Genomic DNA, 20,389 nt, shown 5'->3' with positions numbered 1-20,389 from the left:
GCAGGCCGGTGCGTCGCAATGTCTAAAACTACCTGGAGAAATCTACAACCGATGAATAACGATAAACCCATTCTCGCCGTAATCGCCGGTTTAACCCTGGCGGCGACCGGGTCCACTGCGTTGGCGGCGCCGACGCAGATTCGCGTGGTCTGGGACCACGATCCCGCCCATGAAGCCATTATCGCCTTCTCCGAGGGCTCCGGCGGTTCTCCTTATCTTCTGTGGGGCGATAGCACCGACGAGAACAGCTGGGAGAACACCGCCTATCAGAAGAGCTACACCTTCGACGGCAGTCTGCGCAGCTATTTCGTACGTCTGTCGGATCTGCAACCGGGCGCTGACTACTACTTTCGCGCTTGCGACAGCAAAGGCTGCGGCGATCGATTCTGGTTCACCACCGCCCAGGATAACGCGGCGGACCTGACCTTCATCGCCGGCGGCGACTCCCGCAGCAATCCAACGGCGCGTCGTCAGGGGAACCGTCTGGTCAGCAAAGTGCGTCCTCAATTCGTTCTGTTTGGAGGCGACCTCACCGACGATAACCGCGCCAGCGAAGTGGACGAATGGCTGGATAACTGGACCGAAACCTATTCCAACGACGTCATCGACGGCGTGGATTACAAACGGGTGTATCCGCTGGTTCCTACAGTGGGCAACCACGAGGACAACGACCAGACCTTTATCTGTAAGGTTTTTGGCGTAGACGCCAACAAAGACGGCTCCTGTACGCTGGAGGACACCTATTTCGCCTTCACCATCGGCGGCGGACAGGCGCGTTTCTATACGCTGAACACCGAATTCCGCAATTCCGGCTATGAGGCGGAATGGCGCGAGCAGATGGACTGGCTGAAGGCGGATCTCGCCTCTGACGGCTCCGGCGTGACATGGCGCATGACTCAGTATCACAAGCCTATGTTCCCGCGCACCACGTCAAAGCCGTCCAAGTACGACAAGATGTACGAGTGGGCGCAGCCGTTTTATACCTACAAGATGAACCTGTCGTTCGAGTCGGACAGCCATCTGGTGAAATACACCTGGCCGGTTGTGCCGGATAACGGCGGCTATGCGCAGGCGGCCGCCGGCACGCTGTATGTGGGTGAGGGCAGCTGGGGCGCGCCCACGAGATCCGCGGATCGTTATGCGAACTGGATCATCGATCAGGACAGCTTTGCACAGTTGAAAATCGTGCAGTTTTCCGGCGACGAGGTGCTGGTGCGCACTGCTCGTTTTTCCGGGGAGGGCGATGTGACGGGCCTTTCCAAGGCGCAGCGCGACTCTGATCCATTGGCGTTGCCTTCTGGTCTCAACTTGTGGAAACCGCAGACTGTCGGAGAAGTCATGAAACTGACCCGTTCCGGCGATGGCCTCACGCAGGTGGACGGCGGCAGTGATCCCGGCGACCCGGGCGATCCAGGGGATGGCGGTTCCAGCACTGTTGCGGCGGGTCAGGATGTCACCGTTGGCAGCGATGGTTTCTACAATAACGGCAACGATGTCTATGCGGATGGTTCCGACGGCGGGCAGGAGCTGAGAGCGCTGTTGTCCTGGGACCTGAGCGCGATTCCTGCTGACGCCAGCGTTGATTCTGTAGAGCTGGCCCTGCAAGTCGTCAATAGCTCAAGTGGCGAATACAGCGTTTACGCAGGCTCCACTGGCTGGTCGGAAAAAGGCGCGGACTGGAGCGCGGCGTCACAGACTGGGGTTAAGGTGGGAATTTTCACTCCCTCGAGCAAGGGCGGCGTGAGCATCCGCCTGAACGAAGAAGGCCGTCGCCTGGTGCAAGGTTGGATTTCGGGCGAAGAAGCCAATAACGGTCTGATTATCGCCAGCATGGGCACGTCCGATGGCGTCGATTTCGTCTCCAGAGAAGGCGGCCAGGCCGCTAAACTGATCGTCGCCCACCAGTCTGGCGATGATTCGTCAGGACGCGGCTCCAAGTCGCTTTCCTCCGATCAGGATGTTTCTGTCGGTTCGCAAGGGCGTCGACGCAACACCCGCCGTCTGGAAGCGGATGGCAGCGATGGCGGTCAGGAATTACGCGTCCTGATGCATTGGAATCTGAGCGACCTGCCGGCGCAGGCCAGGGTCACCAGCGTAAAAGCGGAGTTCTCTATCGTTGATCCTTCCAGCGGCTCATATTCTCTGTACCCTGCAAAAGGAGACTGGAGCGAGAGCGCCGCTCAATGGAGCGATGCGGACACCTCCAGCGGCAAAGTCGCCACCTTCACTCCGTCCAACAACGGCTCCCTGTCCGTCAACCTGGGCGCGGCCGGTGTGGAACTGGTGCAAAGCTGGCTGTCCGGCGCGCCGAATAATGGCCTGGTGTTGTCATCCGACGGAACCAGCAACGGTGTGGACATTGAAAGCAGAGAAAGCAGTCGCGCGCCCAAACTGATCGTGGAATATGAGTTGTAGAGGTTGCCTGTTTGTAGGTCGCTCTTGAGATCTATAGCTGTTTAAGGATGGCGCGGATGGGATCGCCGCGCCATCCTTCATCGCCATCTCACCGTAGACCCTGTGATAGCCCTGTTGCGCTGAGCGAAGGGATGAAGCCAATGTCAGCGATTCAAGAATAATACGCCCTGATTCTGCCGCTGGCGGAGCCCACATGCTTCACCAGACGATCGCCGCCTTTCTTAACCGTCGCCGTAGACCATAGCGTCAGCAACTGGTCGACGCTGCTCATATTGACGGAAATGGCGCGATGATGTTTTGCGACGCCGAAACGTGACGTCATTTCGCTGAGATGGCGTTTCAAATCCATCATATCGCCCACAAACACCTCAGGTTGATAATTGGGCGGGACATCAAAAAACTGACTGATGGTGGGGTCGACAATCAGCTTGCTGGGCAAACGCAAGTGATAGTGCATGGCGTTCAGCGCATACAGATCGCAACGCTGATCCGTATCCACAAAAATCTTACCCGCCAGCGTCTCGCATTGCGCAAGGCAACTGCCGTGCTTCGTCGACGCTGTATTCTGAAAACCTTTAACTTTTAATGATAAATCGTACATCTTAGCTACCTGTATGACCGCCCCGTAGTGACTAAAACTGGCGTAAATAACGTATAAAAACGGGGCCGGGGATTATTGCGTGGATTGCGGCCGGGCTCAAGCTATCGCACTCGCAAGGCGAGTCGCCCTTGCGTCGATAGCACATGTGTTAACTTGCCGCGCCTCATAAGTTTTTTGTTGATAACCGGACTATAGCGACAGTTAAGAATGAAACCCTCTAAGCCAATTGAACTCAGGAGAGAAACGGAATGCTCGATAAACTGGAGTTTATTCTCAACCGCATCAGGGAGCGGCTTTGGGTCAAGCCGTTAATTGTCTGCCTGCTTTCCATTGCCGCGGCGCTGGCGTCCAGGGCGGCGGATTCGTTTGGGGCTGAGATGGGCTTGGAGCAGTGGACGCCGGAGGTGTCGAAGGAATCGTTGGTCGAGCTGTTGAAAATCTGCGCCGCCAGTATGCTGGTCATCGCCACTCTGGCGGTGGCTTCCATGGTGTCCGCCTATGCGTCCGCCGCCAGCACCGCCACCCCGCGCACATTCGCACTGGTGATTGCGGATGATGTTTCGCAGAACGCGCTGTCCACTTTCATTGGCGCCTTTATTTTCAGCATTGTCGCGCTGGTCGCCCTGATGAATGGCTACTACGGCAATAGCGGGCGCTTTGTATTGTGCGCCATTACGCTGGCGATATTGGCGTTGGTGATCGTCACCTTTGTGCGTTGGGTGGATCGCATCGCCCGTTTGGGGCGTTTGGGCGCAGTGATCGAAAAAGTAGAGACAGCTACGGCGCACTCCCTCAAACGCAGGCGTTCTCAGCCTACTATGCGATGCGCTGCAATCAGCGGGAGCTCCGACGATGGTCAGCCGGTTTTCACGCAGCAAGTCGGATATGTGCAGCATATCGAGTACGATAAATTGCAAGCTCGCGCTAAAAAACATGACATCCACATTCGGGTGGCGGCGCTGCCCGGCGCCTTCGTATGCCCCGGCGCACCCATCGCCTTTATACTCGGAGGCGATAACGACAATCCTGACAACAAAGACCAAGGTGATGGCGGCGACACAAAGCTTAACGCCAAAACTGTGGAAGAAGCATTCGTGATCGGGCGCAATCGTCTGTTCGATGAAGACCCCTGCTTTGGCTTCACTGTGCTGTCTGAGATCGCTATCCGCGGGCTGTCGCCTGCGGTCAATGATCCTGGTACGGCGCGAGACATTGTTGGCGCAATGGGGCGTTTGTTTGTTCTCTGGATGGAGCCCGATGCGAAAAAGACGGTGGAGGATAGTTGTGAGTTTGACCGCGTGCAGGTCCCCGAACTGTCTCTTTGGGATATGTTTGACGACGCCTTTACGGCGATCGCCAGGGAAGGAGCGGACGCCCCGATGGTCCATTTGCGATTGCAGGAGACGCTCTACGCGCTGGCCCACTTTGCGGACGGCGCCATGCGCGATATGGCGGTAAAGCATTCCCGACTGGCATTGGCCAGGGTGGAGCAGCGCTTAACTCTGGAGGATGATCTGGAAGTGATTCGCAAGACCGGGCTGTGCGGTGAATTATCGTCGGAGGGCGACGACAGAAGGCCTTAACCAGAACAGACGATTTGAATTGTAATAAAAAGAGTCTAAGTTCCTAAGCGCAATGGAAAATCATTGTGCGCCACGGATAAGAAATCACAAGGAAATTGAAGGAATGAAATTCGCTAAATTACTGCCTTTTACACTCGCCGCACTCTCTGTTCAGGTTCTTGCCGCTCCTCCCGAAGTTGTCGCTCGTTTTGAGTCGGAAGCCTTTTATGACGATGACGCCGGTAACAACTCCGACGCGGATGATCCCGCCATTTGGGCGCACCCTGAAGATCCCGCCAAAAGCCTGGTCATCGCTACCTTAAAAGAGGGCGGCCTCGTTGTATTGAACATGCAGGGACAAACGCTGCAGCGCATTGATGCGCCGATGCCTCCCAGCGCTGGCGATGTGCCCGGACGCTTCAACAATGTCGATGTGGTTTATGGTTTAAAAGCAAGAAGACACGAAAATGACTTTGCTGTGGTTATCGACCGCGGTTCCGACAAGCTGCGTTTTTACCGCATTAACCCTGATTATCACAGCGCTGATATCGATCCATTAACGGATGTAACCTCGCCGGACGCCCCCTGGATTTTCTCTGATGATCAGGACGAAGTGAACGAGCAGCGTACGGGCTATGGCTTGGCCGTATCCAAACGGAAAAAGCACAAAGACGGCTACGCGGTGATCAGTCAGCGTGAAGACACAGATTTGGCGGTCGCTGAGTTCAAGATGACCAAAGACGGCCTCATGACCTATGACGTGGATGATCTGACGGACCTGCCGGATGAGTTTGAGCTGTCCGATGATGTGGAATGGACCCCCTGTCAGGATGAGGACGGCCAGGACCCGCAAGTGGAAGGCATGGTGATCGATGAGCGCAATCAAGTGTTATACGCGGCTCAGGAGCAAGTGGGCGTCTGGCGCATCCCGATGGATGATCCTGATGCGGCGGAGCTGGTGGATGTGGTGGCGTCCTTTGGCGTGCCCTATACACGAGAGTGGGATGAACAGGAAGAGGAATACGTTTGCACCCTGTTGTGGGATCAGGACCCAGGACATGGCGGCCAGCATCTGAAAGCGGATGTCGAAGGGCTGACCATCTATTACGGGCCAGGAAAATCCGGCTATCTGCTGGCCTCCAGTCAGGGGGACGACCGTTACGTCGTCTATGATCGGCAGGGGAGTAACCCCTATATGGGAGAGTTCGCCATTGTCGACGGCCCTTATACGGATGGAACCCAGGAAACGGACGGCGGCGCTGTCATCAACGTCAATATGGGGCCTGACTTCCCCTACGGCCTGTTGGTGGTGCAGGATGGCGACAACACCCCGGATGAGCTGGATGAAGAAGGGGGCAAGAGGGATAACACCAACTTTAAGTTTGTCCCTTGGCAAGATATCGCCAACAGTCAGTTTCCCCCGTTGATGATTGATACGGAGAGTTGGCGTCCGCGCCGGAAGCACCGGTTCCCCCATTGATGAACTGAGCAAAGTCGTCATTAGCAGTAAAACGATATGCTGGATTGGTAGTAAAACAACCAAGCCCCCGCTCGCCCAGAGCCTGTCGAAGGGCTGGCAAGTGTCCCGCGACACCAAAAGTGTTACTCATCCAGCGGGAAAATAGATTCCACTGAGGGGAGTTCTATTTAGGCTAAAGCTTTGGGAGGCCCTTCGACAAGCTCAGGGCGAACGGAGGGTTAGCGTTGGCTCAGTATTTTCACTTCTTCATGCGGAAGGAATCGGATCGGAGTGGCTTCCAGATTAATATCGCAACAACCAAGACCCCGCTCGCCCTGAGCCAGTCGAAGGGCTGGCAGTCTCCCGCGATACTAAACAGCGTTACTAATCCGGCGGGAAATAGTTTTCACTGGGGATTCTATTTGGGCTAACGCTCTGGGAAGCCCTTCGACAAGCTCAGGGCGATCGGGGTGAGGGTGTCGCTTGTGGTTTTCCCACACGTCCTCTCCTTCATGGGGGAGGGCGCATTCAATAATTTGTATTTTGCAAACCGGGGTTAAGTTGAACTTGTGGTTGATGCGTCATGGCCAAAGCTTCTCGTTACAGTAACGCTCCGTCGTCCACAACTCATCGCTCCAGAATTCCTCGACTTTGCGTCTGTCGTTGATCGCCCAATGGTAGTGACGGGTGGGATAAACGCTGTCGTCATAGCCAATGCGAACACAGCGCCCGGTAATATTCGCATCCTGCGCAGCGTCATAGAAATACTCAGCGTTATCCGCTGTGGCGGGAAGGAGGTCGCTTTGCGTCAGAGCGTTGAATTCGCGGATGAATCGATTGCAGGCGTCTTCAATTTCTTTGTCCACTTTCCAGATGTAGTGGTATTGAACAGGAGAGGCGTTGAGTGCGCATCCTGCCGCAACCGCCCCATACAAGACGCAGCTTTCACGTAATGCCGCAATCAGCAAGGGCTCCTGGGATAAAGAGGCGATGCCGACCAATGAATAATCGTCTTTCTCCCGGGCGATGTTCGCCGCCAATTCCGTCAGTGCCGCCAACCCCCACTCATCAGGGGGCAGTGCGTTCAACGCGTAGTAGAGGGGATCACGTCGTGAGGGCAGGAGTCCACTATGGCTGGCCCCAGCGCCATAAATCGCAGCGTTGCAGACTTTCAGCAACTGATGGAGTTCAGGCATATTTCCAACCTTTTCTGCGCAATGCGCGCCCTGTTGCTGTAAAGCGCGCATGATCTGAAAATATTCCGTCAGTGCTTCCGTTTCTGCATAGTAACCCTCTACCGGCCCGCTACTTGGCTCTACATCCAACACTTTCGCCACTGCTTTGGCCGCCGGCAAGAGCGTATTCACTTCAAAAGACTGCATGCGCTGGCGATACAATTCGTCCAGAGCCAGAATCAGGGTGCGGTTGTCTACGATGCATTCGATAGTGCGTATTTCGGACATAAATACCTTAGCTTGGCGGATGAATATACTTTGACCTGAGAGAACAGGTTAAGTTAGCTTCGAACTTCTTTGGGGAGTTTGCCAGAGTGAAACAAAGGAGAGAACACCAAATTAAGCAGGTGGTCTAAACGTTTATTCATGATTCTTATGAAAAACAGTCCCAAGGGACTTCAATACATAGCACTGTTATCAGCGTTCGTACTTCACGCTTGCATTTTAGTGTCGCGCGATGTGATAGCTGCTCCCACGTACGAGTCGGAGTTCCGCACATTATGGCTGGCGCATAATGGTCTGGAGTTTCCCGCCTCGGAATCTGGGTTGGAAGACTGCAAATCGGCTAATTATCAACCTTGTCTTGACGTTGTAAAAAGAGTCCAGGCGGCGAAGAAGCAACTGTTGGCTGTTTCAAGTCAGCAGGGGTTGTCTGCGACACTGGCCGCCATCCATAAGTACTGTCTTCCCGACGCGGAAAATGATGCCATGGCGGTATGTGAAGGCGCCATCTCCGGATTGTATTTTTATGCCTCGACGAATGAAGATCGGGAAATTATCGACACAGTAAAAGCTGCAGACAAACATCTGGCTCAAAAACTATTCGCCCGCCATTACGAGTGGTTATATAACCGTAAATTGATTAGCGAATGGCAAGCGCTGGTTGAGCAAACAGCGTTATCTGAAGCTAAGAAAGATCTCGTAAAAGAAAGGCTGTCGAGCAAAGCGGTGGAAAAGTTCGGACTAATGCTTGTGGACTGATAGGCGTGAATAAGTGAGGCGGCTATCGAGGCTCCAGTGCAGAAGGGCGATATTATTAATCAGGCAGTCAAATAGCTTCCTTCTATTTGTCTGCAACGACAGGGCCTGCACATGTCAGGCCCTGTCTCCCGCGGCTGGCCGCCGCGCAGGCGCATCCATGCGCCTGGTTATTAACATGCCAATATCATTGCCATATTAATAAAACGGATGAAGCTTAAGCAGGATGATGGCGAGAAGGACTATATATGCCCAATCAAGTCAATGAAGCGATAGAAAACCACTACGCCCGCCAGGATGTGGAGAGCCTCATATTGGCTGCGCTGGAAGGTGCGGGGAAAGATCTGCATCGTCTCACGCTGGAGGATCTGGCGCCGATGGACGCGTTTCATCTGCGCGGCCGGGCGGCGACCCGGGAGCTGGCCGAGATTGTGGGGCTGGACGCGGATAAGCGTGTGCTGGATGTGGGCTGCGGCATTGGCGGAACTTCGCGTTATCTGGCGCGGGAGTATGGTTGTCGCGTTACCGGCATTGACCTGACGGAGGAATATTGTCGCGCTGCGGCTATGTTGTCCGCCAGGGTGGGTCTTGAGGCGCTGACTGAATTTCGGCAGGGAGACGCTGTTAATTTGCCGTTTGAGGGTGAATCCTTCGATACTGTCTGGACCGAGCATGCGGCCATGAATATTCCGGATAAATCCCGGCTTTATCATGAGATGTACCGGGTTCTTAAGCCGGGAGGCTCTCTGGCGATTCACGACGTTCTAGCCGGTCCCTCAGGTCCGGTGTTGTATCCAGCGCCCTGGGCGCGTACGTCGGATGCCAGTTTTCTGGTTGCGCCGGATGCGCTGCGCAACCTGCTTGAGAGCGCAGGATTCACTGTTTCAGTGTGGGTGGACGTCACAGAGGCGGCGCGTTCCTGGTTCGCCGCGCAGCTTGAAAAGACACGGAGACGCGGCTTTCCGCAGCTTGGCGTTCATGTCCTGATGGGAGAGGAGTTTCAGGCGATGGCCGAGAATCAAGGACGCAACCTGCAAGAGGGACGCATAGCGCTTGCGCAAGTAGTCGCAAAGAAATAGCGGCATGTCGGTAGCCGAGCAGGCGCGTCCATGCGCCTGAGATCAACTTATTAATGTCCTCGTCAGGTAATGATGGCTATTGCGTTGGCAACGAGTTGGCCGCTCCCCGGGGAACTGTAATCACCCATAACTCCGTTGCATCGATAGAACCGTTGGAGCAGCTTTTGTGATAGACGCTTGAGTTGGAACTGCCTGAGTCCACATAGAGGCAGTTGGAATTGCTGCGGTTCTGCAATTGCACTGCGCCAGTGGAGGTATAAATCGGCGTGAAACGTTGATGATCGGAGTTATCGCAGGCTTGCGTATAAACACCGGAGTAATCACTGTCCACATGCAGACATACATCTGTGTAATAAGCATTTCTAAAACGCAGTGAACCGTCTGCAAGATATTCCGTTCGCCAGTTGATGCGTTCGAAATCACTCCCCGTATATTCATAGGCAGGGTAAGTAAAAACATAGCCTGCGCCATTATGATAGTTAACTAATAGTTGTCCGGTATAAACATTCTCCAAGGCCGCATTGACATAATCCTGGGCGTGGCTGGTTTGCGCTATTGCTGCGCTGATAATAAGTGCAGGTAAAATTCGAGATAACATATTTAATAGTCCTGATTATTTAATTAATAACGTTGAAATCTGACCGGGGTATGGTCTGAAGAAAGTTGTCCGACCAGAGAGGCGATACCCAGTAACGCGCGCATTAAATTGGCGCCGCCTGTGATGGAGCCAGTGACGGCGTAATCGAGGTTGCCCCCGCTGCGCTGGGTGGCGGAGCCTTGATTGACCAGATTAATATTGGCGTGGACCGCGGGATGATTGGTCGCCAGTTGCGTATTCAGCGCCTGAGGGCTGCGGTTCCAGTCGCCCATGATCATGAAAGGCGCATTGTTGTTCGCTGTGGCGAAGTAGTTATGCACCGCGTTTACGATCAGCGCGGCGTCCGTTCCCCCGTTGGCGGAAGCGTGAATGGAGAAGTAAGTGTCTCCGGCGGAGCCCACTTCAACGCCCAGAATGGGGCGGGCGCTGGCGTAACTGGCGGGAGGAGGGAGGATAATCACGCGGTTGGCGCGCTCTTCCGTGACAATGGCGACGTTAACCCGATTGGCCCCTGCGTCGTTGCGCGAGAAATAGATCCAGCGATACTCAGGGCGTGAGCGCGTGCCGATATTCCAACGATACTCTTCAACAGGAACCTGAACCGAATGCGGGTTATCCAGTCTTGGCGGGGTAAGTTGCGGCATCAGTTCAGCGGAATCAGGAACCGAGCCGGCTTCCTGAATCGCCAATACCTGCGCGCGATCAGAGCCGCGCAGCAACTGGCGGATGCTTACATTCCATTTACTTTCCGATGCATGGCTGGAGCCTTGTAAGTTCCAGGTAACGGCGACACGGTCGAATAAAGCGGCATGAGAAAGCGGAACAACCAATAACGTTAATGTCCAAAAGGACAGTTGTTTAAATATCCATCGATAAACCTGAACAGGCATTAAAACATCCTCTATTGTGATATATCTTCTCGTTTCGAACGCCATTGCATTCGTATTAATTAAACAACACATACTGGTTTCTGTTCCCTGATTTTGATTAAAACTCTCTCATAAAATGGATATTTGACCTGATTTAAATGAATGGCTGGGAAAGTGTTTTTATAAGGCCATGTCTGCAAGACGGTGGAGAGGCGGTGGGAGGCGGCCTTTGTGAATGATGCAGACGCATCTGAAAAAGACCGGCTCAAGTTCGGGTGGCGTTATGAAGGTCTGGATGTGCCGTTGTGGGCGCTGCATTGGGCGGCGATTGAACTTCGCATGAAAGGCGAAAGCAATGCCGCTATCAATGAAGAAATCATTATGGAACGGCATTACGCGCTTAATTGGCTGATTCGTTATATGAATCAGGGCTGGGACGCTATTACCCCTGGCGCCTGAGCGGTCAGATCATTGCGGTTGAAACAGGTCGTCGCCCAGCTGGTCGATGGCGGTTTTCACTTTCATCAAGGTAATTTCATTGCACTGTTCTTTGCTGGGGATCTGATCGGCGCGGATGAACTGGTGTTCGCGAACCTCGCCGTCGATCTCTTTGCGGATAATGGCGCCGACGCCATAATTGCCGCCCAGATTGCGCGGCTTCAGAATTATTTGAAAACCTTTGTGTTCGATGATGTCTTCCGGCTCAGGGGCTTTTTCGCCGCCGAACATGGATTTAAAAAATGAGCCCAAGCCCATGTGTCTCTCTCCTGTTTATAACAAGGTAATGAGGGACGCATGGCGTCCCGCTCAGTCGCTTATTGTGGCGTAAGCGGGGGATTTTTCAAATGGGGGGCGGCTCTTGTCAAATGTCCGGCGTAGACGACTATTAATCAAACAGACCCGCAGCTAATCAAACAGACCTGCAGCTAATCAAACAGACAAACAGCCTCCTTCTATTTGTCTGAAGCGACAGGAGTTGCTGTTGGGTGAGTGGGAGAGGCCAATCGAGTGGGTAAAATCACAAAAGGATGATGACTTTTTGACCGATTGATACATTTATTAATAATCTTAAAGTAATCAATTAAGATCTCCGTGGTATTATAAACAACTGAATGTTTGTTCTGGACGACAAACAGGGTAATATAAATCGGCCTCAAATTGTCTTGATGCGCCGCCTCCACTATATTGAACGAAGCCTGTCCACCGTCGGACGTCGACCGCCCGGACAGTATTTCAATTAACTCGATAGCTAAAAACGATTACTCATACATGCAGTTAAAGATTTTAAAGGATCTGAAAAAGCTCAGCCCACGCGAAGTCTCGCAACGCTTGTCAGAAGCGCTGCAGGAAATGGACACAAGCATGAAAGATCGCAAACAGGAAGACTTCAAGCGGAAACTGGATCAGTTAATGGAGGAATATCACAAGGATATATCCGACGTGATTGATATTCTGTCTCTTAACGAAATTCATAAACCAGATTAAATAAAGTTCCCGCGCGTAACCGTCTCTTTCACGAGCAGTCTTTATAGTGAGCAGTAGAATGATGGCAGACGCCGAGTCGTCCGCCGTACGGTGTTACTTCGTCTTTAAGTTATTGCTATCATATGCGCCGGCTGAGCCGCCGCACTGCGTCTGCACGCCCGAATTATCCGCCGCCCGGGCCAACAAGTTTATTTGTCTGTTGCTGTCGTATCACAAGCCCGGCGCGTATTTGCGCATCGAATGACGCGCACATGCATATTAATTAATCAGCAACGGAATCCAGCATCAACATAGCTAAGGATTAAGAGAGAAAATAATGAATCTGAATTTAACCGCAATGCCCACAACAATTGATCTGTTGCATTTGGGATTGGCTGTATTCGCAATTATATTTCTGGCGGCGTGGCTGAGCGCCAGAAAGAATGCGAAATCACAGAGCATCGCGGCGCAGCCTGCGCCGCAACCGGTTGAAAAGCCCGCCGAGCCGGCGCCGGAAGTCAAACCAGAACCTGTTAACCCCTTCAAAGATTCAACCCCGGATTCAGCCCTGCAACTATTGGCTTTATTACAGCAGAACGCGCGCTTTATTGATTTCCTCAAAGAAGACCTGGCCGGTTTCAGCGATGCGGACATCGGCGCTGCAGCCCGTGTAGTGCATGAAGGCGGCCAAAAGACCTTGAACGAATACTTCACTCTGGCTCCGCTGCGTCAGGAGGAAGAGGAAACCCGCGTCACCCTGCCGGAAGGGTTTAATGCATCCGAGGTGCGCTTGACTGGCAATGTCGCAGGCAAGGCGCCGTTCATCGGCGTATTGGTGCATCGTGGATGGAAGGCGGTGGACGTGAAGCTGCCGAAACTCGCTAAAGAGCATGACGCCGCTATTATCGCGCCGGCGGAGGTCGAGCTATGAGCGATATGAACACGGATAGAACGCCCCGTTATAGTGTGGGCATCGACCTGGGCACTACCAACTGCGTACTGTCTTACATTGATTTGGGAGACGCCAGCGAGCCGTTACCGGATGAAGATCAACTGCTCCAGGAGGTGATGCCGGTGCCGCAATTGACTCGCCCGGGCAGTGTGGAGGAAAAGACGCAACTGCCTTCTTTTTTGTACCAACCCCATGAATCTGAACTGGGGGCGGGCGAGTTAGCTTTACCTTGGACCGATAAAGCGGAAGCCCTGGTGGGCGGCGTCGCCCGTGAGCTGGGATCAAAAACGCCGATTCGCCTGGTGGCCAGCGCCAAGAGCTGGTTGTGTCATGGCGGCGTTGACTGCCGTTCCGATTTCCTCCCTTTGAACAGCCCGGAAGACGTCGCGCGAATTTCACCCCTGGCGGCGACTATCCGCTACCTGGAACACCTGCGCAACGCCTGGAATCATAAGCATCCAGACTACCCGTTGAATGAACAGGATGTGGTGGTGACGGTGCCGGCGTCTTTCGACCCAGCGGCGCGCGACCTCACCGTGGAAGCGGTGAAAGCCGCCGGACTTGGCAATCTGACTCTGTTGGAAGAGCCCCAGGCTGCGGTTTATAACTGGATCAAGGCCAGCGGCGGCGCCTGGCGCGACCAGGTCCGCGTTGGCGACATCGTGCTGGTGGTGGACATCGGCGGCGGCACCACGGACTTGTCCTTGATTGCGGTCACCGAACAGGACGGTGGGCTGGAACTGAATCGGGTTGCGGTGGGCGAACATATTCTGCTGGGCGGCGACAATATGGACCTGGCCCTGGCCTATCGGGTGAAGAGCAAGCTGGCGCAGGAAGGCAAAGAGCTGCAGCCATGGCAGATTCAGGCGATTGTGCACGGTTGCCGCGACGCCAAAGAAGTGCTGCTGTCGGATCAGGACGTCAACGCCGCGCCAATTGTCGTGCCCAGTCGAGGGTCGAAACTCTTGGGCGGGTCTCTGCGTACTGAATTGACCCGGGACGAGGTGCAACAAACTCTGGTGGAAGGATTTTTCCCGCAGGTCGGCGTCGACGAGCATCCGAAACAGCAAATGCGGCGCGCGCTGACCCAAATCAGCCTGCCTTACGCCCAGGATGCGGCGGTCACACGGCATCTGGCGGCGTTTTTGAGCCGTCAGCACGCCGCCGCCAACGAGTTGTTGGCGCAAAACGAAAGCGAATTTATCAAACCCACCGCAGTGTTGTTCAATGGCGGCGTCCTGAAAGCGCCGGCTTTGTCCTCGCGTCTGATGAGCATCATCAACGGCTGGCTAAGCGACGCTGGCGCGCCCGCCGCCCGTCTGTTGCAGGACAGCGATCTCGACTTGGCGGTGGCCTGCGGAGCGGCGTATTACGGCTATGTGCGCCGGGGACGCGGAGTGCGCATTCGCGGCGGCATCGCCAGCGCCTACTATGTGGGAATCGAGAGCGCCATGCCGGCGGTGCCGGGCATGGAGGCGCCGATGGAGGCCCTGTGCGTCGCGCCTTTCGGTATGGAGGAAGGCTCAGAAGTGAAGGTGGAAAGCCAGGAACTGGGCTTGATCGTCGGCGAACCCGTGCGCTTCAAATTCTTTGGCTCCACGTTGCGTCGCGATGACGAACCGGGCAGGGTGCTGGACGCCTGGGAACCGGACGAGCTGGAAGAACTGCCGGAAATTCAGGCTTCCTTACCTGCGGAGGGACGTCGTCCGGGCGAAATTGTGCCGGTGCGTCTGTCAGCGCGGGTCACCGAAGTCGGCACCCTGTGTCTGGAGGCTATTCCCAGAAGCGGCGATGCGAGATGGCAGGTTGAATTCGACGTGCGCGAGGGCTGAGAGTGAAATATCTGGTAGGGATAGACTTGGGCACCACTCACACCGTAGTGGCTTATACGGACATCTCCATGGGAGCGGAAAACGCTATTCCCAGGCTGTTTGAAATCGAGCAGTTGGTGGCGCCGGGCGAACTGGCCAAGAAACCCATGTTGCCGTCTTTCCGCTACCATCCGGCCCCTGGCGAGATTGCGGAGCATCATCTGCAACTGCCCTGGAGCCCCCAGGGGTTATCCGGCGAAATTGGTCAGGTCGTGATCGGCGAATGGGCGCGGGAATTGGGCTCCAAGGTTGACGGCCGGCTAGTGGCCAGCGCCAAAAGCTGGCTGTCCCATCCCCAGGTGGAGCGCACGGCGGACATTCTGCCCTGGGCGGCGGCGGAGGATGTCGTCAAAGTTTCTCCACTGCTCGCCAGCGCCAGCTATCTGCACCACGTCAGACAGGCCTGGAACCGTGAGCACCCACAGGACCGGCTGGAACAGCAGGAAGTGGTCATCACTGTCCCGGCTTCTTTTGATGAAGGCGCCCGTTCTCTCACTCTGGAAGCTGCACGCCTGGCGGGCTTATCTGACGTGTTGCTGCTGGAGGAGCCACAGGCGGTCGTCTACGACTGGTGCGCGCGCAACAAAGAGCAGGCGCAATCCCTGTTGCAGGACGCCAGACTCTTGCTGGTGTGCGATGTTGGCGGCGGCACCACGGATTTGAGTTTGATCAGCGTGGCGGCCGGGTCCGGCGATCAAGGCGAGCTGACCCTGAATCGCGTCGGGGTGGGCGACCACCTTATGCTCGGCGGCGACAATATCGATCTGGCGCTGGCGCATATAGCGGAACAGCGCATCGCCAGCACCCGCAAACTCAGTGCAGCGGCGCTTTCCCAGCTGATTCAGCAAACCCGAAAAGCCAAAGAATTACTATTGTCGCCGGAAGCGCCGGATGCCGCATCTGTGACGGTGCTGGGCGGCGGCGCCAAGTTGATCGGCGGCGCCAAAAGTTGCGAGCTGACCCGTGAAGAAGCCCGCCAGATCGCCGTGGACGGCTTCTTTCCTCTCTGTGAATTCAGCGAACGTCCCGCCAAACGCCGCAGCGCGGTGGTGGAGTTTGGCTTGCCCTATGCGCCGGACCCCGCCGTCAGCAAATACATTGCGGAATTCCTGGCCCGCCATGAGCAGGCCTGCCGACAGGCGCTGAAAACCAGCGAAACGGCTGCGGCGGTTCCCGACGTGCTGTTGCTGAACGGCGGCGTATTCAACAGCCCGTTACTCAGTGAGCGGGCGCGGGCGCTGTTAAGTCAATGGAACGGCGCCCCGGTCAAGCTGCTGGATAATGCGCACCCCAATCTGGCGGTGGCTTTTGGCGGAGTGGCCTACGGGCTGGCGCGTAAAGGCGCGCAGATCAAAATCGGCGGGGGTTCGGCCCGCTCTTATTTTCTGATTGTGGAGGCGTCCACTGACGCCGCCGCAGATAAGAAATTTGGCGTTTGCTTATTGCCCAAAGCGACGGAAGAAGGGGAAGAAATTCGTCTTCATGATCGTAAATTCGCGTTGCGTATCGGACGCCCGGTGCGCTTCCACTTGGCGTCTTCAACGGGCGACAAGACATTCAGCGCAGGCGATTTGCAGGAAATGAATGACGACGATTTCATCTTCCTGCCCCCCATGGTGTCGGCGTTGAGGGCCGATGCGGAGGATAGCGGCGCAGAAGTTGAAGTGGAATTGAGCGCCGTGCTGACGGAGGCGGGCGCGTTACAAGTTGAGTGCGTGGGAATCGCCGGCGGCGACGCCAACCCACAACGTTGGCGTCTGGATTTTCAGTTACGCAAACAGACGCCGGTGGAAGACAGCGGCGCGCAACTGCCCGCCAAATTCACTGAAGCGGCGAGCAAGATTGACGCGGCGTACAGTTCCAACAAAAAGGACGGCGACTCCATCAAAACCCTGCGCAATGATCTGGAAAAGCTGCTCGGCAAGCGCGACCAATGGGATATGCCCACGCTGCGCGCCATCTTTGACAAGTTTCTGGAAGGCGCCAAGAATCGTCGTCGTTCCGCGGCTCATGAACGTATCTGGCTTAACTTCGCCGGATACTGCCTGCGCCCCGGCTTTGGCGATCCCCTGGATGACTGGCGGGTGCAGCAAGTCTGGAAAATGTATCAGCAAGGGCTGCAGTTCGATAAGGAAGGGCAGCTGTGGAGCGAGTGGTGGACCTTCTGGCGCCGCGTCGCCGGCGGGCTCAACAGCGAGCAGCAACAGCGCGTGTACAAGGATGCGGCGGTCTATATCAATCCGGCCGCATTGCGCAGTCGTAAATTGCTGGCGACGCCTGCGTTCAAATCATACGAGGACATGGTGCGATTGGCGGCGGCGCTGGAGCGCTTGCCGGTGGAGACTAAAATCGAAGTCGCCAAATGGCTGTTGCAACGTTTGCAGAAGCCCAGCGAACCTGTCGCCAGTTGGTGGGCGTTGGGGCGCATCGCTTCGCGGCAGCCTTTCCATGGCAGCGCGCACAATGTGGTTCCTGCGGAAACGGTGTCCGGCTGGCTGCCGCAGTTGCTCAAACAGGACTGGAAAAAGAACCAGGAAGCGGCCTTCGCCACGGTGATGCTGTCGCGCATGAGCGGCGATCGCGTACGGGACTTGTCTGAAGCGGACCGCAACGCCGTGGTCGCCGCGCTGAAAGGCGCCAAGGCCCCTGTGATCTGGATTGATATGGTGTCCCAGGTGGTGGAGCTGGATGAGGCGGAGACCAGGCGCGTATTTGGCGAAGCGTTGCCGTCCGGGCTCAAGCTGTTGGCCGAGTAAGCGACGGGGATCAGTCAGCGCTGGCGTCGCCGGCCTGCGGCGGCCAGTCTGTAGGAAAGTAAAAAAACCGAGGCGCCCACCCTGGCTCATTAACGCCTCGGTCGCTGGGGAACTCTTCGACGAACGTCGTCGCCAGAAGAAGTCGCCTAAGCTAAAGGGGAGTCAGAAACGGGGTAAGCGTTTCTGAAACCGCTGTCGGACAGGAATAGTATCCCCGGAGCGCCAGAAGACTTCTGTGTAAAATTACGCTTTTATTCCGCTAATATCCCCATTACGCATTTCTCGTTTTTTGCTAACCCCTTGGATTTTTCCCAAATCCCGGTTTTTCTGCTTTAATTCATAGAAATACTCCTTCCAGAATCCATCGCAGTTCGTTTTTTTCGACGGACCCTCCGTGCGGAATACGAGTGGGATACTGGCCGAAGCTCCGTTTGACGGCGTAAGTCGTCTCCACTCACCAAAAGGAAGAGCTATGGCGCAGTACAGCACAGAAAACATCCGCAATATCGCGCTACTGGGACACGTCGGCTGCGGCAAGACGACCTTATTGGAAGCGCTTCTGGTCAGATCGGGAGAAATCCCCAGCGCAGGCAGCGTTGAAAAAGGCGCAACCCTCAGTGATTTTGATCCCCAGGAAAAAGAACTGGGTCACTCTCTCTACACCTCTGTATGCAGCCTGGATTACGACGAGGCGCATATCAATTTCATCGATACTCCCGGCTATCCTGACTTTCTTGGAAGGGCGCTGAGCATCTTGCCGGCGGTGGACTCCGCCGCCCTGGTCATCAATGCGCAGGCGGGCGTGGAAATGGTGACGGAACGCCTGATGGCGGCGGTCAAAAAGCGCGAACTCTGCCGCATGATTATCGTCAACAAGATAGATATGAACGATATCGACTTCGCCCAACTCATGGAGAGCATTTGCGAAGCGTTTGGCCCGGAATGTCTGCCGATCAACCTGCCGGCGGAGTCCGGTCATGCGGTGGTGGATTGCTATTTTGCGCCGGACGAGAGTCGCGTCACGGATTTCTCATCCGTCGAGAAAGCGCACAGCGCGCTGGTGGATCAAGTCGTGGAGGTGGACGAGAAGTTAATGGAGGTGTATCTGGAGCAGGGACAGGCGCTCAATCCAGAACAGTTGCATGATCCCTTCGAACAAGCATTGCGGGAAGGGCATCTGATTCCCGTCTGTTTCGTGTCGGCGCAAACCGGCGCGGGCGTGGAAGAGCTGCTGAAAGTCATTTCCCATCTGATGCCGACGCCTCTGGAAGGCAATCCGCCGCAGTTTTTGAAAGGCGAGGGCGCTGAGGCCAGGAAAGTCACAGTGGAGCCGGACCCGGGCAAGCACGCCATCGCCCATGTGTTTAAAGTCGCTGTGGACCCCTACGTGGGCAAGTTGGGCGTGTTTCGGATTCACCAGGGACGCATTTCCCCGAACTCGCAAATGTATGTCGGCGACGCCCGCAAGCCTTTCAAAGTGGCCCATCTGCTGAAACTGCAGGGCAAGAAAACCCGGGAGACCGCCTACGGCGTGCCGGGAGATATTTGCGCAGTGGCGAAGGTGGACGATATCGAGTTTGACTCCGTCCTGCATGACTCAACGGACGAAGAACAATATCACCTGAAGTCCATCGATTTCCCACCGCCGATTTGCGGCGTCGCCATTGAACCGGTGCGCAGAGGGGATGAGCAAAAATTGTCCGACGCATTGCAGAAGGTGTGCGCGGAAGATCCCAGTCTCAAACTGGAGCATCGCGCGTCGCTGAACGAAACCGTGATGTATGGAGTCAGCGATCTGCACCTGCGCGTGGTGCTGCAGCGCATGAAACAGCAATTCAACGTGGAGGTGGTCACCCATCCGCCCTCCATCGCCTACAAAGAAACTATCTCCAAGCCTGCGGAGGGCCATTATCGCCATAAGAAGCAAACCGGCGGGGCGGGGCAGTTTGGCGAAGTCTATTTGCGGGTGGAGCCTTTGGAGCGCGGACAGGGCTTTGAATTTGAGAACAAAGTGGTGGGAGGCTCCATCCCGTCGCAATACATTCCCGGCGTGGAAAAAGGCGTGCGGCAGGTGCTGGAAAGCGGCGCCATCGCCGGTTTCCCCTTGCAGGACCTGCGCGTGACGGTGTACGACGGCAAGCATCATTCGGTGGACTCCAAGGAGATCGCCTTCGTCACCGCCGGCAAGAAAGCGTTTCTGGATGCGGTGACCAAAGCGCAGCCCGTGGTGTTGGAGCCGATGGTGAGGCTCAACGTGACCGCGCCGGCGGCCAGCGTCGGGGATATCACCGGAGATATTTCCGGCTCCCGGGGCATGGTGACGGGCAGCAATGCGCTCAGCCGCAACCGGGCCGCGGTGTCGGCGTTGATCCCGTTGGCGGAGCTGGACAACTATCAGTCGAAACTGAAATCCATGACCGGGGGCGAGGGCGCCTATACGCTGGAATTCAGCCATTACGATTATGCGCCGCCGAAACTTCAGCATGAGTTGATGGACCGCTTCAAGCAAAAACAAGGCGGCGGATAAGCCGCGCCGCAGGTGTTTAACTG

16 protein-coding genes are annotated in these 20,389 nt (G+C 55.7%); 11 read left to right on the top strand and 5 right to left on the bottom strand.

Going from position 1 to position 20,389, the window contains the following annotated elements; genetic code table 11:
* Nucleotides 1–51: 51 nt before the first annotated feature.
* On the top strand, nt 52–2,415 hold the full coding sequence (locus HCH_RS32445; RefSeq protein ID WP_148212793.1) for a DNRLRE domain-containing protein: 2,364 nt from the start codon (nt 52–54) through the stop codon (nt 2,413–2,415).
* Nucleotides 2,416–2,566: 151 nt separating this feature from the next.
* On the opposite strand, the gene HCH_RS16435 is transcribed toward HCH_RS32445, so the two are convergent.
* A complete protein-coding gene (locus HCH_RS16435) occupies nt 2,567–3,016 on the bottom strand; it encodes a hypothetical protein (protein ID WP_011397472.1) in 450 nt (149 codons plus the stop codon).
* Between the two features lie 248 nt (nt 3,017–3,264).
* On the opposite strand from HCH_RS16435, the gene HCH_RS16430 reads away from it, so the two are divergent.
* Both HCH_RS16430 and HCH_RS16425 read left to right on the top strand, forming a co-directional pair.
* Nucleotides 3,265–4,599 carry a DUF2254 domain-containing protein gene (locus HCH_RS16430; RefSeq protein WP_011397471.1) on the top strand — a complete coding sequence of 445 codons (1,335 nt, stop codon included), beginning with the start codon at nt 3,265–3,267 and terminating at the stop codon, nt 4,597–4,599.
* Between the two features lie 103 nt (nt 4,600–4,702).
* Entirely contained in the window at nt 4,703–6,058 is a 1,356-nt protein-coding gene (locus HCH_RS16425; RefSeq protein ID WP_011397470.1) for a phytase, read from the top strand.
* A gap of 560 nt (nt 6,059–6,618) precedes the next feature.
* On the opposite strand, the gene HCH_RS16415 is transcribed toward HCH_RS16425, so the two are convergent.
* A complete protein-coding gene (locus tag HCH_RS16415) occupies nt 6,619–7,500 on the bottom strand; it encodes a hypothetical protein (RefSeq protein WP_011397469.1) in 882 nt (293 codons plus the stop codon).
* Between the two features lie 147 nt (nt 7,501–7,647).
* Between HCH_RS16415 and HCH_RS16410 the strand changes: the two genes are divergently transcribed.
* The gene (locus tag HCH_RS16410; protein WP_148212592.1) at nt 7,648–8,253 is read left to right on the top strand and encodes a hypothetical protein; all 606 of its coding nucleotides are present in this window, start codon (nt 7,648–7,650) and stop codon (nt 8,251–8,253) included.
* Between the two features lie 245 nt (nt 8,254–8,498).
* The gene (locus HCH_RS16405) at nt 8,499–9,329 is read left to right on the top strand and encodes a methyltransferase domain-containing protein (protein WP_011397466.1); all 831 of its coding nucleotides are present in this window, start codon (nt 8,499–8,501) and stop codon (nt 9,327–9,329) included.
* A 76-nt stretch (nt 9,330–9,405) separates the two neighbouring features.
* On the opposite strand, the gene HCH_RS16400 is transcribed toward HCH_RS16405, so the two are convergent.
* Nucleotides 9,406–9,927, bottom strand: a complete 522-nt coding sequence (locus HCH_RS16400) for a ricin-type beta-trefoil lectin domain protein (RefSeq protein ID WP_011397465.1) — start codon at nt 9,925–9,927, stop codon at nt 9,406–9,408.
* A 23-nt stretch (nt 9,928–9,950) separates the two neighbouring features.
* Nucleotides 9,951–10,817, bottom strand: a complete 867-nt coding sequence (locus HCH_RS16395) for a cytolethal distending toxin subunit B family protein (protein ID WP_049780971.1) — start codon at nt 10,815–10,817, stop codon at nt 9,951–9,953.
* A 210-nt stretch (nt 10,818–11,027) separates the two neighbouring features.
* On the opposite strand from HCH_RS16395, the gene HCH_RS16390 reads away from it, so the two are divergent.
* Nucleotides 11,028–11,255 (top strand): DUF4272 domain-containing protein, encoded by a 228-nt coding sequence (locus HCH_RS16390; RefSeq protein ID WP_011397463.1) that lies wholly within the window; start codon nt 11,028–11,030, stop codon nt 11,253–11,255.
* A 9-nt stretch (nt 11,256–11,264) separates the two neighbouring features.
* Here HCH_RS16390 and HCH_RS16385 read toward each other — a convergent pair whose 3' ends face one another.
* On the bottom strand, nt 11,265–11,552 hold the full coding sequence (locus HCH_RS16385; RefSeq protein WP_011397462.1) for an HlyU family transcriptional regulator: 288 nt from the start codon (nt 11,550–11,552) through the stop codon (nt 11,265–11,267).
* A 513-nt stretch (nt 11,553–12,065) separates the two neighbouring features.
* Between HCH_RS16385 and HCH_RS16380 the strand changes: the two genes are divergently transcribed.
* The 5 genes from HCH_RS16380 to fusA all read left to right on the top strand — a co-directional run bounded on the left by HCH_RS16380 (nt 12,066) and on the right by fusA (nt 20,366).
* Nucleotides 12,066–12,281 (top strand): hypothetical protein, encoded by a 216-nt coding sequence (locus HCH_RS16380; RefSeq protein WP_011397460.1) that lies wholly within the window; start codon nt 12,066–12,068, stop codon nt 12,279–12,281.
* A gap of 316 nt (nt 12,282–12,597) precedes the next feature.
* Nucleotides 12,598–13,191, top strand: coding sequence for a DUF2760 domain-containing protein (locus tag HCH_RS16370; protein ID WP_011397459.1), 594 nt, complete (start codon nt 12,598–12,600; stop codon nt 13,189–13,191).
* Nucleotides 13,188–15,044, top strand: a complete 1,857-nt coding sequence (locus HCH_RS16365) for an Hsp70 family protein (protein WP_011397458.1) — start codon at nt 13,188–13,190, stop codon at nt 15,042–15,044. Before HCH_RS16370 ends, HCH_RS16365 begins: the two co-directional genes overlap by 4 nt.
* 2 nt (nt 15,045–15,046) lie before the next feature.
* Nucleotides 15,047–17,839, top strand: a complete 2,793-nt coding sequence (locus tag HCH_RS16360; RefSeq protein WP_011397457.1) for an Hsp70 family protein — start codon at nt 15,047–15,049, stop codon at nt 17,837–17,839.
* A gap of 472 nt (nt 17,840–18,311) precedes the next feature.
* Nucleotides 18,312–20,366, top strand: a complete 2,055-nt coding sequence (gene fusA, locus HCH_RS16355; RefSeq protein WP_011397456.1) for an elongation factor G — start codon at nt 18,312–18,314, stop codon at nt 20,364–20,366.
* Nucleotides 20,367–20,389 lie beyond the last annotated feature (23 nt).

This window comes from Hahella chejuensis KCTC 2396 (genome assembly GCF_000012985.1).
In the GTDB taxonomy this organism is placed as follows: domain Bacteria; phylum Pseudomonadota; class Gammaproteobacteria; order Pseudomonadales; family Oleiphilaceae; genus Hahella; species Hahella chejuensis.
This window is presented reverse-complemented; position numbering and strand designations above follow the sequence as displayed.

What these genes read in the sequence shown, in the direction of transcription:
- HCH_RS32445 (WP_148212793.1), top strand. Translation starts at nt 52, where the DNA reads ATGAATAACGATAAACCCATTCTCGCCGTAATCGCCGGTTTAACCCTG.
- HCH_RS16435 (WP_011397472.1), bottom strand. Translation starts at nt 3,016, where the DNA reads ATGTACGATTTATCATTAAAAGTTAAAGGTTTTCAGAATACAGCGTCG.
- HCH_RS16430 (WP_011397471.1), top strand. Translation starts at nt 3,265, where the DNA reads ATGCTCGATAAACTGGAGTTTATTCTCAACCGCATCAGGGAGCGGCTT.
- HCH_RS16425 (WP_011397470.1), top strand. Translation starts at nt 4,703, where the DNA reads ATGAAATTCGCTAAATTACTGCCTTTTACACTCGCCGCACTCTCTGTT.
- HCH_RS16415 (WP_011397469.1), bottom strand. Translation starts at nt 7,500, where the DNA reads ATGTCCGAAATACGCACTATCGAATGCATCGTAGACAACCGCACCCTG.
- HCH_RS16410 (WP_148212592.1), top strand. Translation starts at nt 7,648, where the DNA reads ATGAAAAACAGTCCCAAGGGACTTCAATACATAGCACTGTTATCAGCG.
- HCH_RS16405 (WP_011397466.1), top strand. Translation starts at nt 8,499, where the DNA reads ATGCCCAATCAAGTCAATGAAGCGATAGAAAACCACTACGCCCGCCAG.
- HCH_RS16400 (WP_011397465.1), bottom strand. Translation starts at nt 9,927, where the DNA reads ATGTTATCTCGAATTTTACCTGCACTTATTATCAGCGCAGCAATAGCG.
- HCH_RS16395 (WP_049780971.1), bottom strand. Translation starts at nt 10,817, where the DNA reads ATGCCTGTTCAGGTTTATCGATGGATATTTAAACAACTGTCCTTTTGG.
- HCH_RS16385 (WP_011397462.1), bottom strand. Translation starts at nt 11,552, where the DNA reads ATGGGCTTGGGCTCATTTTTTAAATCCATGTTCGGCGGCGAAAAAGCC.
- HCH_RS16380 (WP_011397460.1), top strand. Translation starts at nt 12,066, where the DNA reads ATGCAGTTAAAGATTTTAAAGGATCTGAAAAAGCTCAGCCCACGCGAA.
- HCH_RS16370 (WP_011397459.1), top strand. Translation starts at nt 12,598, where the DNA reads ATGAATCTGAATTTAACCGCAATGCCCACAACAATTGATCTGTTGCAT.
- HCH_RS16365 (WP_011397458.1), top strand. Translation starts at nt 13,188, where the DNA reads ATGAGCGATATGAACACGGATAGAACGCCCCGTTATAGTGTGGGCATC.
- fusA (WP_011397456.1), top strand. Translation starts at nt 18,312, where the DNA reads ATGGCGCAGTACAGCACAGAAAACATCCGCAATATCGCGCTACTGGGA.